Genomic DNA, 15583 nt, shown 5'->3' on the forward strand with positions numbered 1-15583 from the left:
GACGCAGTATAGGAAGAGGTAGTTAGGCCTTCCTGACTAATGGCACTTTGATTTCTACGATTTGGTTATGAGCCTAATCGCAGTCAGGAATATGACTGCTGTGGGAGTGGCCTTGTGTCGTAATGGGGCTGCAATGCAGCCCCCTGATGCCGGTGAAAGAATCAGCCAGCTACCAGCACGCGAATCGCTTCCAGGCGCAAGGCCGCCTTGTCCAGCATCGCCAGGCCGTCTTCACGCTGCTTGCGCAGGGCGTCGATCTCGCTGTCGCGCACGCTTGGGTTGACGGCCTTGAGGGCAATCATGCGCGCCAGTTCTTCGTCGGCCTCGGCCTTCAAGCGGCGCTGGGCTTCGGCCACACGCTCGACGTGGGTCGGCATGATTTTGGCTTCACCACCACTGATGCGTTGGGACAGCACATCACGCTGGGCCTGGACGAACTTGTTGGCGCTGGCGCGAGGCACGCTTTCGAGCTGGTCGTTGAGCGTTTCGAACGCCACGCGCGACGCCAGGTCGTTGCCGTTGGTGTCGAGCAGGCAGCGCAGGGCTGCCGGTGGCAGGTAGCGGCCAAGCTGCAGGCTGCGCGGTGCCACCACCTCGCTGACGAACAGCAGTTCGAGCAGCACGGTGCCTGGTTTGAGGGCCTTGTTCTTGATCAGCGCAACGGCGGTATTGCCCATCGAACCGGACAGTACCAGGTCCATGCCGCCCTGGACCATCGGGTGCTCCCAGGTCAGGAACTGCATGTCCTCGCGGGACAACGCCTGGGCGCGGTCGTAGGTAATGGTGACGCCTTCGTCGTCACCCAGCGGGAAGCTGGCGTCGAGCATCTTCTCGCTTGGCTTGAGGATCAGGGCGTTTTCCGAATGGTCTTCGCTGTCGATGCCGAACGCGTCGAACAGGGTTTCCATGTAGATCGGCAGGGCGAACTGGTCGTCCTGTTCGAGAATCGCTTCGACCAGTTCCTGCCCTTCGCCGGCGCCGCCGGAGTTGAGTTCCAGCAAGCGGTCGCGGCCGCTGTGCAGCTCGGCTTCCAGGCGTTCGCGCTCGTTGCGGGCATCGGCCACCAGCGCTTCCCAGGCTTTGCTGTCACCGCTTTCAAGCAGCGGCAGCAGGCGAGGGCCGAACTGATGTTGCAGGGCGTTGCCGGTCGGGCAGGTGTTGAGGAAGGCATTGAGCGCTTCGTGGTACCACTGGAACAGGCGCTCTTGCGGGCTGTCCTGCAGGTAGGGCACGTGCAGTTGGATGGTGTGCTTCTGGCCGATCCGGTCGAGACGGCCGATACGCTGTTCAAGCAGGTCCGGGTGGGCCGGCAGGTCGAACATCACCAGGTGATGAGAGAACTGGAAATTGCGGCCTTCGCTGCCGATCTCGGAACAGATCAGCACCTGGGCGCCGAATTCCTCGTCCGCGAAATAGGCGGCGGCGCGGTCACGCTCAAGAATGCTCATGCCTTCGTGGAACACCGAAGCCGGTATGCCGGAGCGCACGCGCAGGGCGTCTTCCAGGTCCATGGCGGTCTCGGCATGGGCGCAGATCACCAGCACCTTGGTGCGCTTGAGCATCTTGAGGGTATCGATCAGCCAGTCGACCCGAGGGTCGAAACGCCACCAGCGCTCGTCATCAGTGGTGTCGCCGTGGGCCTGGAACGCGACTTCCGGGTACAGCTCGGCCTTTTCGCCGGGCGGCAGGTCGCGGTACTGCTCCGGCATGGCCACCGGGTAGGCATGCAACTGGCGCTCGGGGAAGCCCTGAACCGCTGCACGGGTATTACGGAACAGCACGCGGCCGGTGCCGTGGCGGTCGAGCAACTCGCGGATCAGGCGCGCGCTGGCCTGGGTATCGCCATCGCTAACGGCCGCCAGCAGGGCATCGCCTTCGGCGCCCAGGAAGCCATGGATGGTCGCGTGGGCCTTGGGCGACAGGCGGCCTTCGTCAAGCAGCTCCTGTACCGCCTCGGCGACCGGGCGATAGTTTTCGCTCTCGGCACGGAACGCCACCAGGTCGTGGAAGCGGTTGGGGTCGAGCAGGCGCAGCCGGGCGAAGTGGCTGTCCTGGCCGAGCTGTTCGGGGGTGGCGGTGAGCAGCAGCACGCCAGGGATCACCTGGGCCAGTTGCTCGACCAGGCCGTATTCCGCGCTGACCTGGTCTTCATGCCAGACCAGGTGGTGGGCTTCATCGACCACCATCAGGTCCCAGCCTGCGGCAAACAGCGCGTCCTGGGCCTTCTCGTCGTCAACCAGCCATTCCAGGGCGACCAGCGCGAGCTGGGCGTCTTCGAACGGGTTGCTGGCATCGCTCTCGATGAAGCGTTCGGCGTCGAACAGCGCCACCTGCAGGTTGAAGCGCCGGCGCATTTCCACCAGCCACTGATGCTGGAGGTTTTCCGGGACCAGGATCAGCACGCGGCTGGCGCGCCCGGAGAGCAGTTGGCGATGGATGACCAGGCCGGCCTCGATGGTCTTGCCCAGGCCTACTTCGTCAGCCAGCAGAACCCGTGGCGCACTGCGGTCTGCGACTTCGCGGGCGATGTGCAACTGGTGAGCGATCGGTTGGGCGCGGCAGCCACCCAGGCCCCAGAGCGACGATTGCATCTGTTTGCTGGTGTGCTGCAGGGTGTTGTAACGCAGGCTGAACCACGACAGCGGGTCGATCTGGCCGGCGAACAGGCGGTCGCTGGCCAGGCGGAACTGAATGAAGTTCGACAGCTGGGTTTCCGGCAGGGTACGCGGCTGGTTCTGCCCGTCCAGGCCGTGGTAGACCAGCAGGCCATCGACATCGTCGACCTCACGCACGGTCAGCTTCCAGCCGTCGAAGTGGGTGATCTGGTCACCTGGCGAGAAGCGCACGCGGGTCAGCGGCGCATTGCGCAGGGAATACTGGCGGGTGTCGCCAGTGGCCGGGTAGAGCACGGTCAACAGGCGGCCATCCTGCGCCAGGATGGTACCCAGGCCGAGCTCTGCTTCGCTGTCGCTGATCCAGCGTTGCCCCGGTTGATACTGCTGCGCCATACTGCCTGAACTCCCGCGATGAAAAGCCGGCTATGTTAACGGATCGGCCGGTCAGACCAAAGTGTTGAAGTGCACCGAAGGGTGCCGAAGACCAACAGTCTAGCCGTTTCATCGACCAACACCGTCTTGCTGACGAGGGCTGCGTATCAACATGTCCGCCAAGCACCGCTGGTTGAACGCTTCCCTGGCCGTGAGCAGCCTGGTGCTGTTGGCCACCTGCGAACAAAAAAGCTTCGAGACCTTGCCGGCGATTCCGCCCGGGCAGCTTGAGGCCCTGGGCGTGCAGACGCCGATCAAGAGCGTGCACTTTCGTGACCGTGACGGCGAAGGCCTGCTGGTGCTGAGCCGCGCCGATGGCCAGGCCACCGACGCACAGAACCAGCAGGAAGTGGACAAGGTGGTGCTCAAGGCCACGTTGTATGGGCGTATGGCCGAAAACGATGCGTTCAAGGCACGTTGGCAGATCGAACAGGAAACCACCTGCCCGGGGCTGGACCTGGATGTCGACTTCTATACCGATGTCAGTGATGTCAGTGACCTGAACAAGGACGGCATCGCCGAGCTGACGGTCGCCAGCCATGCCTTCTGCGGCGGCGGCATCGACCCTCACGATATCGCCATCGAAATGCGCGAGGGCCAGGCCAGCTACACCATTACCGGCCAGTCGCTGATCACGCCAGCGGGCGAGGAACCGATCGGCGGTGAGCGCGAGGACAGCGCCTCGCTCAAGGGCGCGCCGCCCGTAGTGCGCGAGCACATGGACGCGGTCTGGCAGCAGGTCTACAAGCGGCCCTGGAGCGAGGCAAGCCCGCCGAGCGATGACGACCCCGATGACGAAGCCGAATAAGCGTTGTCTGTATTCAAGGTAGGTGACCGCCCGCCGATACAGGGGTAATAGGAGACTTGCCATGTTACCGCCGATCATTCCGCTCAGTGCAGCCCCGGTAACCTCGCAACAGGACCCGGTCAAGCCAACCCCCGACATCAAGCCAGTGGTTCCCACGCAGCCCGCGTCTGGTGAAAGCGCCATCGACCTCAAGCAGCAGCGCGACCCGCAGGAGCAGGCCTTGATCCTGCGTGATGAGCAACGGCGTCAACAGCAACGTCGGCAGAAACGCGACGGCGAGCGTTACAGCGCGCTACCCGGTGACGAGGTCAATGCCGACAACACCGTACCGGTGGCCCCGCTGATGGGCGAGAGCCCGCGCCAGGGGCTGCTGGTCGACATCGAAGTCTGACGCGGGGCTGGTCAGCGTCCGTGCCTGGCTTCATCATGCAAGCCTCAGTTGATCGTCGAGCCCACCCATGAGCCAAGACAACCTCATCGATTTCGATGCCGAACGTGCCAAGCGCGTTCACGACCTCAAAGAAAAGCGCCTCAACGAAGTGCGCCAGGCCTTCGAGCAAGCCATGCCCTTGAGTGCGGCCAAGAAAAAGAAACCCAAGGGCAAGCCCAAGAAGCGCTGAAACTTGACGCAGGTCAACCCTGCACCCGCCTCGCGTGCCCGGTCCCGGGCACCATTGACCCCGATCAATTTTCCCCGCCCCCACATTCGTTACCTTGCATCCATCGGACAACGGCAAACGAAGAGGGAGGCCGACATGTTCTTCGACAACGTGGTTATCGCAGGTGTGGTAACGGTTGGGTTGATGGTCGCATTCTTTGCCGGTCTGGGCATTTTCATCTGGAAGGACTCGAACAAGCGCAAGCCGCGCTGACCTTCCGGATTCACGAGCACGCAAGGCATTTAGGGCGACTTCGGTCGCCCATTTTTTTTGCCTGTGAAATGTCAGGCAACGCAGCCTTCAAGAAGATGATTAGCTAGCTAATTAATCGTTTCCGCCTTATTCTTCTCTTCATTGTCTATCGTTTACCTGACCATCCCCGCAAGGTCCGCCTCGTGCCCATTACTCTTCAGGCCCTGTTCGCACCCAGCAGCCTCGCCCTCAAATTCGCCATCAAGACCCTGCTCGGCGGTGGTCTGGCGCTATGGTTGGCGATGCGCTGGGGGCTGGAGCAGCCGTCTTGGGCACTGATGACGGCTTTCATCGTGGCTCAGCCGTTGTCTGGCATGGTGGTGCAGAAGGGCCTTGCGCGCCTGGCCGGCACCTTGGTCGGCACCTTCATGTCGGTGCTCTTCATCGGCGTGTTCGCCCAGACGCCGGGCCTGTTCCTGATTACCCTGGCCTTATGGTTGGCACTGTGCACGGCGGCCTCTACCCAACTGCGCAGCGCCTGGGCCTACGCCTTTGTGCTGGCCGGCTACACCGCTGCGATCATCGCCTTGCCCGCGATCGATCACCCGCTTCAGGTGTTCGACCAGGCCGTGGCCCGCTGCACCGAGATTTGCCTGGGGATCTTCTGCGCCACCGCCACCAGTGCCCTGATCTGGCCGATGCGCGTGGAACAGCAGTTGGGTGGTCAGGCCAGGCAGGCTTGGCACAATGGCTTGCAGGCGGCCAGCGCCATGCTGGGGGGGGAGGATGAGGCGCGTAAAGGGCTGCTGGAAAGCCTTGGGCGCATCGTCGCCATCGACAGCCAGCGCGAACATGCCTGGTTCGAAGGTAATCGTGGGCGTCAGCGAGCCCGAGCCATTCGCGGCCTGAGCCAGAAACTGATGGTGCTGCTGCGTATTTCCCGCTCGGTGCGCCGGCAGTGGCGGCAGCTTGATGAAGGCGAAGTCCGGCACCTGTCGCCTTGGCTGGACGAGGTGCGCGCGCAATTGGCTAAACCCGATCAACCGAGCCTGTTGCTGTTGCGACAGCGCATCTGGGACGCCGCCCATGATGAGCAAATCAGCTCTGCCGAACATTATTGCCTGGCGCGCATGGCGCTGTTGCTGGATTACGCGATGGCCGCGACCCAGGCCCTGGACGATGTCGAAGCGGGCAGGGCGCCCAAGGATGTATCCCAAGGCCTGGCCGCGCACCGCGACTGGTCGCTGGCATTGCTGTTCGGCTCACGCAGCGCGCTGGCGTTTCTGGTGATGAGTGGCTTCTGGCTGGCGACCGCCTGGCCATCTGCGCCGGGCGGTCTGGTGTTGACCTGTGTCGTCTGCAGCCTGTTTGCCAGCCGCGAAAACGGCGCCCAGATCGGCCTCAGTTTCCTGCGTGGCATCCTGCTGGCGATCCCTGCGGCCTTTTTGGTCGGGCAGATTCTTTTGCCCCAATGGAGCAGCTTCGCCATGCTCTGCCTGGGCATGGGCGTGCCACTGTTTCTCGGCGCCCTGGGCATGGCCCACCCGCGTACCGGGGCGACCGCTACCTCTTATTGCCTGCACTTCATCGTGTTGGTAGCGCCGCTGAACGTCATGCAGTTTGGCGTAGCCAGCATGCTCAACAGCGCGCTGGCGATGCTGGTGGGCGTGTCTGCTGCCGTGATGGCGTTTCGTTTGCTGGTGTTCCGTCACCCGGCCTGGCTTGGCCGACGCCTGCGGGCGGCGACCCAAAGCGACCTGGTGCGCCTGACCCGGCGCGACCTGCGTGGCGCCGACAGTTGGTTTGGTGGGCGCATGGCCGACCGCCTCATGCAACTGGCGCGGCATGCCGGTGAGTTGCCCGAAAGCGAGCGCAAGCGTTGGGACGATGGCCTGCACGGTCTGGACATCGGCGACGAACTGGTGCACCTGCGTATGTGCCTGGCGGTCGCCAAGGCACCGTTGGGGCGGGCCGAACGCGAGTACCTGCAACAAGTAGAGGCGGTGCTGGCCAAAGGGCCTGCGGCCGGGCGTGGGCAGCGTCTGGACAGCGCCAGCGCGCAATTCATTGAAGCCTTGCGCCGGCTGCCTGCGAGCGATCCGCTGCGCCTGGCCGAAGGCGCGGTGCTGCAGTTGCAGAAAAGCTGGGGCAAGTGGTGCCGCTGGCAGGAGGAGGTTCATGGGGTTGCGTGAATGGTCGCTGGGCGGCGTGCTGCTCAGTCCGTTTTTGATTTATGTGCTGCTGGCGCTGTTGTGCACCGGGCTGCTGCGCTTGCTGGTGCAAGCCACGCCATTGGGCCGCTGGATCTGGCATGAAGCACTGTTCGATGCGGCATTGTTCGTGTGTGTGTTGTTCCTGGTGGTGCGAGTGCTAGGGGCTGCATAAGGGCTTTTGTAACGGTTTTAGTAAGGAGTGATTCGATGCGTACTGCCGTACGTACCTTGGTGACCCTGTGTGTGGTGGCCCTTGCCCTGTTGGCCGGCTACCAGCTGTGGCAGTACTACATGCTCACCCCCTGGACCCGCGATGCCCGTGTACGCGCCGACGTGGTGGTGATCGCCCCGGACGTTTCTGGTTGGGTACGCGAGCTCAAGGTGCACGACAACCAGCAGGTCAAGGCCGGCGATTTGCTCATGAGTATCGACCGCGAACGCTTCCAGGCGGCTTTCGACCAGGCCAGCGCGGTGACCGAGACCCGCGCCCAGCAACTGCGCCTGCGCGAGCGTGAAGCGGCGCGGCGGACGGCCCTGGGGCCGGAGGCGATCAGTGCCGAGCTGCGTGAAAATGCCCAGATCAATGCCGCCATCGCCCGGGGCGAACTGCATGAGGCCGAGGCGCAGCTGCAGGTGGCCAAGGCGCAGCTGCAGGTGGCCAAGATCAACCTGGCGCGCAGTGAAGTGCGGGCGCCGCGCAGCGGGCATATCACCAACTTGCGTTTGGCCCAGGGCAACTATGTGAACACCGGCGAGTCGGTCATGGCCCTGGTGGATGACTCGACGTTCTATATCCAGGCCTATTTCGAAGAAACCAAGCTACCGCGCATCCGCGTCGGAGACACGGTGAAGGTCTGGCTGATGGGCGCGGGCGAGGCGATGCAAGGGCATGTGGAGAGCATCAGCCGGGGCATCACCGACCGCAACAGCAACCCGGACAGCCAACTGCTGCCGGAAGTCGAGCCAACCTTCAACTGGGTGCGGTTGGCGCAGCGGATACCCGTGCGCATCCGCCTCGACCAGATCCCCCAGGGCATGAACCTGAGCGCAGGGATGACCGCCAGCGTGCAGGTGCATGAAGACCGCAATCTACAGTGATGACTCTAGGGCTGCTTAACGGCTGACTTGCCCTATGCCCGGCAAAGGCATGTGCCATGGTTTTATGAGCAAGATGGCGGTGCTGCTGGCGACCCAGGCCAAAGTCCAGCACATCGCACGGCCTTTCGACGGAAGATGAAAAACTTTGGCGAATGCTTTGCCTCTTGCGTTAGGCTAGCCACTGCGAGTTGCCCGGCAGAGGCGACCGTTTACCGCCAGGCGTGCGTCACTTCCGATTAAATTGCGAGGTTACGTCATGGCCATCACTTCCCAGGATATCTGCAACGCCGCAGAGCAGCTCAATGGTTTCGTCGGCTTTCATGGCAAGCGCGGCGTTCACATCGTGCGATTTTCCGAAGACGCTTTCGGCATGGACGTGGCCGACGACAGCATTACCCCCTGCAGCGAATTCGTCTGGCGGCCCGAGCAAGGGCTGCGCATGGCCTTGTGCCGCGAACGCCTGGCACTGTTGCTGGAGCAGCATGTGGACGACCGCTTGAACATCGGCGAGCCTTTGCGTACCTATTTGCGGCGCAGCGATTTGCCCGAGATCGTGGCCGAACGCAACATCCGCTGACAGCCCGCCGTTGTGTAGGAACACGCTTGCGCTGCGACAAGGCTGCTCCTACAACAGGCCCTGCGCCGAGCTTTCGGGTAGCTGTCGCAGTAGCGCTTCGAGGCTGTCTTTATCCAACGGTCGGCTCAGGAAATACCCCTGCACTTCATGGCAGTGGTCCTTCTCCAGCGTTCTGAGCTGCTGTTCACTCTCCACGCCCTCGGCCGTCACCGTCAGCCCCATGGCTTCGCCCAGGTTGATGATGGCCTGGACCACGGCGCGATCGCTACCACTGGTGTTGTTCAGCCCGGCGATGAAGCGTTTGTCGATCTTTATGCTGTCGAACGGGTAGGTGCGCAGATAGCCCAGGGACGAATAACCGGTACCGAAGTCGTCCATGTTCAGGCGAACTCCCAGTTCCTTGAGTGACAGCATGGTGCTGAGTGCGCCTTCAATGTCGTTGAGCATCACGTTTTCGGTAATCTCCAGCTCCAGGCGCTGGGCGGGGAACGCGGTTTCCAGCAGGATCTCGCGCACATCGGCCACCACGTCGCTGCGCAAGAACTGTGCGGGCGACAGGTTGACCGAAATCAACAGGCCCGCCGGCCAGTCATGGGCCGTGCGGCACGCCTCGCGCAGTACCCAGCGGCCCAGCGCGACAATGATGTCGCTCTGCTCGGCCAGCGGGATGAACGTGTCGGGCCCCAGCAGCCCTTCCTGCGGGTGTTGCCAGCGCAGCAGGGCTTCGACCGCGACGATGCGTAGGTCGCCCAGGCGATAGCGCGGCTGGTAGTGCAGCTCGAACTCCTGGTTCTGCAGGGCCCGCCGCAAGTCATTCTCCAACTGCCGGCGGTACTGGATCTGCTGGTTCATTTCGGCGGCGAAATAGCGCCAGGTGCTCTTGCCATCTGCCTTGGCCTGGTACAGCGCGATGTCGGCGCAGCGGATCAGTTCGCCTGCATCGAAACCCAGCGTGCGGCTCTGTGCAACGCCAATGCTGGCACCTATGTGCAGTGGCTGGTTGTCAAAGACGATGGGTTGCTGCAACAGACCGATCAGGCGTGCGCAGAAGCGATCGACTTCGCTGCGGTTATCCATGCCATTGAGCACCAGGATGAATTCGTCACCCCCCAGGCGCGCGACCAGGTCGACATCGCGGGTGCTGTCGCGCAGGCGGGTCGCCACCTCTTGCAGTACGGCGTCACCGGCGGCGTGGCCGAGGGAGTCGTTGATCGGCTTGAAGTTGTCCAGGTCCAGCAGCAGTAACGTGAGTGGGGGCGAGTCGCTGCCGCGCAACAATACTTGCTCCAGATGCCTGGCGAGTTTGTTGCGATTGGCAAGCCCGGTCAGCGGGTCGTGCAGCGAGAGATGCTGGATGCGCGCATGGGCGTCGACCTCGTCGGTGATGTCGCTGGCGGTACCGCGAAAGCCGGTTGGCTTGCCGTCGTACCAGATCGCCCGCGCCGAAATGCGGCAATAGCGGTTCTGCCCGTTGTGGTCACGGTAGGTGCAGCGCAGGTTCGCCAACTGCTGCGGGTCGGCAGCGGCCAAAGCGTCGAACCAGGGTGACAGTGGCGTGGTATCGCAGGCCAGCAGCTGGTTGACGGGCTGGCCCAGCCACACGTCCACCGGGTAACCGGTAACGCTGACGAAACGCTGAGAAAGGTAGGTCAGGCGTTGTTGTCGATCGGTTTCCCAGATCCAGTCGGAAGCCGCTTCGGCCACTGCGCGAAAACGCTGCTCGCTGGCTTCCAGGGCCTGGTTACTCTGTTGCAGGCGTTTCAGGCTGAGGTCGATGGCACGGGAGCTGCGCAAGGCATGACGGAACAGGTAAAGCATCACCAGGCCCAGTATCAGCAGGGCGCAGAGCAGCGGAGGGAGCATTGCCCACAACAGTTGCCGCCCCGGCAGCGGGCTTGTCCAGGCCAGGTGGTAGCCGGTATCGCCCAGTTCGATGCGCTGGTGGCCATGCGCGCCTGCGCTGTCTTTCTCGACATGCATGCCAGCCAGGCCGGCGCCGGTGCCCAGGCGCGTGAGCTTGTCCTCGGTCAGTTGATCGACGAACAGCATGACCGGCGCCTGGTTCACTTCGCTGTCCGAAACGTCCCTGTCGGGGCGTATGGCGGCGGCGCTGAGTACTGCCGGCCAGCCGTTGAACAGCACGAAGCGGGTGATTTGTTCACGCGCGCTGGCGGCACCTCGCGCTTCGCTGATGATGGGCTGCAGGGACGCTTCTATATAAGTACTGGCATCGGCTTCGCTGGGCTTGCCTTTGAACAGGGCATAGGTGGTGCGTTGGTCGTCCACCACGAATACGCCTTCATAACCACTGGCGCTGTACAGTGATTCGCCAACGTTCTTCTCTTCATAGGCCCACTTCCAGTCCGCCTTGCCGGACAGGTGTTCAAACGCGGCATCCCATACGGCATAGCTGGAAAGGAACTGGCGTGAGGCGAGCAGGCGTTGCTCGAGGGCCTGGGTGGCATGGAAGGCGCTGCGTTGCTGCTCTTGGCGATCGAGAGTGGCGGCAATATTGAGCAGTGCGCCCAAGGTGACCAGGCATGCCAGGGCGAAAACCGCGCAAAAGCCTGCAAGCAAGCGGCGGACTTGAAATCGGGGGGTGGGAAGGGTGGGTGGAAGGTTGGCGGTCCTGGCCATGCGTGAGCAACTCCTTCAAGAACAGCTGCCTCCCACTGGGCAATCAGGAAGGAAGTTCAGTCAGGATAGGCCAGCCTGAGCACGGTGGCCTCGCTTTGCGCGAAATTGACCTGGTCGCGGCCACCGTGCTTGGCGGTGTACAACGCTTTGTCGGCCTGTTCGAGCCAGTGTTCGGGCGATTCGAGGTCGGCCTGGAAGGCGGACAGGCCGATGCTGAGGCTGATACGCAAATGCGGCAGTTGCGCATTGCGGTAGTTCGCCACCCGCTCGCGCAAGCGCTCCATGGCCTGGCAAGCCTGGGCCTCATTAGTGTCTGGCAGAATCACGCAGAACTCGTCGCCGCCATAGCGCCCGGCCTGGTCAACGTCACGCAGGTTGCGTTTGAGCTCTTCGCTCATCTGCCGTAGCACGCAATCGCCGACCACATGACCAAACGTGTCGTTGATGGTCTTGAAGTGGTCGATGTCGATGAGGGCGATGACCGCCTGTTGCTGTTGTTGCTGGCAGGTCTGGAACTTGACCAAGAGCAGGTCTTTCCAGGCACCGTGGTTGAGCAACCCGGTCAGGCTGTCGGTAAGGCTAAGCGCACTGAGGCGGCGCTTGTGTTCTGCCAGCTTGATTGCCAGTTGGTAGCAGACCCAGCCAAGGGCCAGTGGATACAGCGTGAGCATTGGCAGGCAGGCGTAAACCTGCAGAGGCGTGGCATTGAGCTGCAGCCCGGGGCCGAGCACAAGCGTGGCCAGGAGCATGCCGGCGAGCTGCGCCAGCACGCCACGTGCTACCAGGCGCTTGCCGCCTGCGGCGACGTTGTTCATGGTCATCATCGACAGTACGGTCACGCTGGGCAGCGGGTTGAACTGCATGGCGGCGGTCCAGAAGCCCCCCATCAGCGAGTCCAGCAGCAGGTTGCGTTGCTCTGCCTGATAAGGCGTTGTCGAGTGGATCGCCCACAGGTAGGCCACATGGGGCCAGAGAATGCCGTTGAACAGCATCAGCAGCCAGACCCAGGTGGGCGGCGACAGTGGCGCCAACGCTGCCATGACACTGAACAGGCCGATGCCCATGCCAATGATGCGCGGCAGGTAGATGCGTTTGACGAAAGAAAGTCCCTTGCCGCTGCGGTTGTCCATCATGGTTATCGTTCTTCTGTTAAGGCGCCGCTTATCGCATAACTCGTGTGAATATTGTTGAACAGTGTTTCATCTATGAAAAATGACCTTACAAGCCAATTCACGGTTGATGCGATCACTGTGGGGTAATATGAAGGCTTTCCTGGTGCTCGGAGTGCTGATGCTCATGTCTCCCTTGGCTAACGCTGCCGGCGAGCCGGCGCCACAGCGAGACGGCCGGTTCCACAATCAGGCACGCCTGCCTCAGGATGGCGTGATGAAGAAGCTGCGTATCGGCCTCAAGTACCTGCTTTTGCGCAAGCCGCCCGAAACACGTCCCGCCACCGCTATCGCCGTGCAGCCCATGACCCGGCAGCAGGTGCTCGATGCACCTGATCACAGCCTCTGGCGCTTGGGCCATTCCACGATATTGCTCAAGTTGCGTGGGCGTTTCTTTATTACCGACCCAGTATTCGCCGAACGCGCCTCACCGGTGCAGTGGGCGGGGCCGCAGCGTTTTCATGCCGCACCGCTGGGTCTGGACGAGCTGCCGCCGTTGGCCGCGGTAATTTTGTCGCATGATCACTTCGACCACCTGGATGAGCAGGCGATTCGTCGGCTTGCCCCACGTACCGGGTTTTTCCTGGCACCGCTCGGCGTGGGCGACCTGTTGATTGAATGGGGCGTCCCGGCAGAAAAGGTCCGTCAGCTGGATTGGTGGCAGGAGACCGAAGTCGAGGGTGTGCGTTTCATCGCGACGCCGGCGCAGCACTTTTCCGGGCGTGGATTGTTCGACAGCAACCGGACCTTGTGGGCGTCCTGGGTGATGGTCGATGAACAGCTGCGGTTGTTCTTCAGTGGCGACACCGGTTACTTCGATGGTTTCAGGCAGATCGGCGAGCGCTTCGGGCCTTTCGACCTGACCCTCATCGAGACTGGGGCTTATAACGTCGCCTGGCCGAACGTACACATGCAGCCGGAGCAGAGCCTGCAGGCACACCTCGATCTGAAGGGGCGCTGGCTGCTGCCGATCCACAACGGCACGTTCGACTTGTCCACCCATGGCTGGCAGGAGCCCTTCGAGCGCATTCTGGCCCTGACCGCGCAAGCGCAGGTACGGCTAAGCACACCGCAGATGGGGGAGCGGGTCAGCCTCGACTCGCCCTATGCCGGGCAGAACTGGTGGCAACCAAAGCCTGCGCATGAGCGCGGGCGCTCGGCAGAGCGTGCAGTGGCAGTGCGCTGAGGGTCATCTTTCAGTGTCTTTCTGGTGAGGGGAGGGCGGCGCTTGGTCGTCCAGTAACCGCGAGGGCGGCTTGCCGCTGTCACTGCGCACCTGCGCATGGCTGATCAGCGCGAAGATGAAGCTGCCGCCAATGATGTTGCCGGCCAGGGTCGGCAGGGCGAATTGCATCCAGAAACTGCGCCAGGTCTCTTCGCCGGCCCAGACCAGGTAGGACACCTCGACCGAACCCACGACTATATGAGTGAAGTCGCCCAAGGCCATGAAGTACGTGATCATCAGGATGATCCAGATCTTGGCGTGCTCCATCGACGGAATCATCCAGACCATGGTGGCGATCATCCAGCCCGAGACAATGCCTTTGGCGAACATCTGGCTAATGTCATTCTTCATTACCTTGCGACCGACCTCAAGGAAGGCCACGTCGGTCTTGCTGTCGAAGATCGGCAGTTCAAGCATGACCCAGGCCACCAGCAGGGTGCCTGCCAGGTTGCCGAGCAACACCACGCTCCAAAGGCGCAGCAGGCGGCCGAAGTTGGCCAGGGTAGGCGAGGTCATTACCGGCAGCACGGCAGTCAGCGTGTTCTCGGTGAACAGTTGCTGGCGGGCGAGGATTACAGCAAGGAAACCGGCACTGTAGCCAATGCTCGCGATCACCTGGGCGCTGTCCCCAGCGGGAAGGCGCGCATAGAACAAGCCCATTGCCATGAGCGATAGCCCCATGGACAACCCTGCGGCCAACGCCGACCACCACAGTGCTGCAAGCGTGCGTTCGAGCTCCTGATCGCCCTGGTAGCGAATGATTTCGTGCAGCACCGCTGCTCGCGGTGGCTGATTTTGGCTGACTTCCTGCTCTTCGTCCGCCGAGAGGCCTGGCGTTTTCTCGCTTTGCGCATCGCTCATGATCGCCATGCTCCGTGGGGTGTTTATCTACAGATCGGTTACGCCTTCATTAGTTGCGGGTGACCGTGAAAGGCGATTGGAAAGTTTTTTCAGATCAAGGTGTTGACTCTGAATTTAAAGCGCGTATTATTCGCCTCCTCGCAGCGATGAACGCTTCGGGGCAAGCGGTAAGTTGTTGAAGTTGAAGGCTTTCAAAAGAAAGTGGTGGTAAAAAACTTCAAAATAAACGCTTGACAGCAAATGAGGAAAGCGTAGAATGCGCGCCTCGGTTGAGACGAAAAGCTCTTAACCAAACGCTCTTTAACAAATTGAATCAAGCAATTCGTGTGGGTGCTTGTGAGTATGGACTGGTAGTCACAAAGATTATCAGCATCACAAGTGACCATGCGAGAAATCACATAGTCATTTGAGATTGCTGAGCCAAGTTTAGGGTTTCTTAAAAACCCAAGCAGTATTGAACTGAAGAGTTTGATCATGGCTCAGATTGAACGCTGGCGGCAGGCCTAACACATGCAAGTCGAGCGGATGAGAAGAGCTTGCTCTTCGATTCAGCGGCGGACGGGTGAGTAATGCCTAGGAATCTGCCTGGTAGTGGGGGACAACGTTTCGAAAGGAACGCTAATACCGCATACGTCCTACGGGAGAAAGCAGGGGACCTTCGGGCCTTGCGCTATCAGATGAGCCTAGGTCGGATTAGCTAGTTGGTGGGGTAATGGCTCACCAAGGCGACGATCCGTAACTGGTCTGAGAGGATGATCAGTCACACTGGAACTGAGACACGGTCCAGACTCCTACGGGAGGCAGCAGTGGGGAATATTGGACAATGGGCGAAAGCCTGATCCAGCCATGCCGCGTGTGTGAAGAAGGTCTTCGGATTGTAAAGCACTTTAAGTTGGGAGGAAGGGCAGTAAGCGAATACCTTGCTGTTTTGACGTTACCGACAGAATAAGCACCGGCTAACTCTGTGCCAGCAGCCGCGGTAATACAGAGGGTGCAAGCGTTAATCGGAATTACTGGGCGTAAAGCGCGCGTAGGTGGTTTGTTAAGTTGAATGTGAAAGCCCCGGGCTCAACCTGGGAACTGCATCCAAAACTGGC

At 61.7% G+C, this 15583-nt stretch carries 13 protein-coding genes and 1 rRNA gene (1 of these 14 cut by a window edge); 10 read left to right on the plus strand and 4 right to left on the minus strand.

Annotated features, from left to right (window positions below):
- Window positions 1-161: 161 nt before the first annotated feature.
- Entirely contained in the window at window positions 162-3008 is a 2847-nt protein-coding gene (rapA, locus tag OGV19_RS02085) for an RNA polymerase-associated protein RapA (protein ID WP_264311911.1), read from the minus strand.
- A gap of 151 nt (window positions 3009-3159) precedes the next feature.
- On the opposite strand from rapA, the gene OGV19_RS02090 reads away from it, so the two are divergent.
- From OGV19_RS02090 to OGV19_RS02120, 8 genes are all read left to right on the plus strand, one after another.
- Window positions 3160-3855 carry a M949_RS01915 family surface polysaccharide biosynthesis protein gene (locus OGV19_RS02090; RefSeq protein ID WP_264311912.1) on the plus strand — a complete coding sequence of 232 codons (696 nt, stop codon included), beginning with the start codon at window positions 3160-3162 and terminating at the stop codon, window positions 3853-3855.
- Window positions 3856-3916: 61 nt separating this feature from the next.
- Window positions 3917-4246, plus strand: a complete 330-nt coding sequence (locus tag OGV19_RS02095) for an aspartate-semialdehyde dehydrogenase (RefSeq protein ID WP_264311913.1) — start codon at window positions 3917-3919, stop codon at window positions 4244-4246.
- Between the two features lie 67 nt (window positions 4247-4313).
- Window positions 4314-4475 (plus strand): hypothetical protein, encoded by a 162-nt coding sequence (locus OGV19_RS02100; protein WP_077068735.1) that lies wholly within the window; start codon window positions 4314-4316, stop codon window positions 4473-4475.
- Window positions 4476-4610: 135 nt separating this feature from the next.
- Window positions 4611-4727: a cytochrome c oxidase subunit CcoM gene (ccoM, locus tag OGV19_RS27630; RefSeq protein WP_003254862.1), complete on the plus strand. Its 117-nt coding sequence runs from the start codon at window positions 4611-4613 to the stop codon at window positions 4725-4727.
- 182 nt (window positions 4728-4909) lie between these two features.
- On the plus strand, window positions 4910-6898 hold the full coding sequence (locus OGV19_RS02105) for an FUSC family protein (protein WP_264311914.1): 1989 nt from the start codon (window positions 4910-4912) through the stop codon (window positions 6896-6898).
- Window positions 6885-7091, plus strand: coding sequence for a DUF1656 domain-containing protein (locus OGV19_RS02110; protein WP_264311915.1), 207 nt, complete (start codon window positions 6885-6887; stop codon window positions 7089-7091). Before OGV19_RS02105 ends, OGV19_RS02110 begins: the two co-directional genes overlap by 14 nt.
- 35 nt (window positions 7092-7126) lie before the next feature.
- A complete protein-coding gene (locus tag OGV19_RS02115) occupies window positions 7127-8017 on the plus strand; it encodes an efflux RND transporter periplasmic adaptor subunit (protein WP_264311916.1) in 891 nt (296 codons plus the stop codon).
- Window positions 8018-8273: 256 nt separating this feature from the next.
- Window positions 8274-8594, plus strand: coding sequence for a DUF2025 family protein (locus OGV19_RS02120; RefSeq protein ID WP_264311917.1), 321 nt, complete (start codon window positions 8274-8276; stop codon window positions 8592-8594).
- Window positions 8595-8642: 48 nt separating this feature from the next.
- On the opposite strand, the gene OGV19_RS02125 is transcribed toward OGV19_RS02120, so the two are convergent.
- Together OGV19_RS02125 and OGV19_RS02130 are read right to left on the minus strand one after the other, a co-directional pair.
- Window positions 8643-11231, minus strand: coding sequence for a bifunctional diguanylate cyclase/phosphodiesterase (locus tag OGV19_RS02125; RefSeq protein WP_264311918.1), 2589 nt, complete (start codon window positions 11229-11231; stop codon window positions 8643-8645).
- Window positions 11232-11287: 56 nt separating this feature from the next.
- The gene (locus OGV19_RS02130) at window positions 11288-12361 is read right to left on the minus strand and encodes a diguanylate cyclase (RefSeq protein ID WP_264313875.1); all 1074 of its coding nucleotides are present in this window, start codon (window positions 12359-12361) and stop codon (window positions 11288-11290) included.
- Between the two features lie 130 nt (window positions 12362-12491).
- Between OGV19_RS02130 and OGV19_RS02135 the strand changes: the two genes are divergently transcribed.
- Window positions 12492-13586: an MBL fold metallo-hydrolase gene (locus OGV19_RS02135; RefSeq protein WP_264311919.1), complete on the plus strand. Its 1095-nt coding sequence runs from the start codon at window positions 12492-12494 to the stop codon at window positions 13584-13586.
- Between the two features lie 3 nt (window positions 13587-13589).
- On the opposite strand, the gene OGV19_RS02140 is transcribed toward OGV19_RS02135, so the two are convergent.
- On the minus strand, window positions 13590-14486 hold the full coding sequence (locus tag OGV19_RS02140) for a formate/nitrite transporter family protein (RefSeq protein WP_264311920.1): 897 nt from the start codon (window positions 14484-14486) through the stop codon (window positions 13590-13592).
- A gap of 456 nt (window positions 14487-14942) precedes the next feature.
- Between OGV19_RS02140 and OGV19_RS02145 the strand changes: the two genes are divergently transcribed.
- Window positions 14943-15583, plus strand: a 16S ribosomal RNA gene (locus OGV19_RS02145); it runs 896 nt beyond the window's last position.

Origin of the sequence: Pseudomonas putida (genome assembly GCF_025905425.1) — a bacterium.
Classification (GTDB): Bacteria; Pseudomonadota; Gammaproteobacteria; order Pseudomonadales; family Pseudomonadaceae; genus Aquipseudomonas; species Aquipseudomonas putida_AF.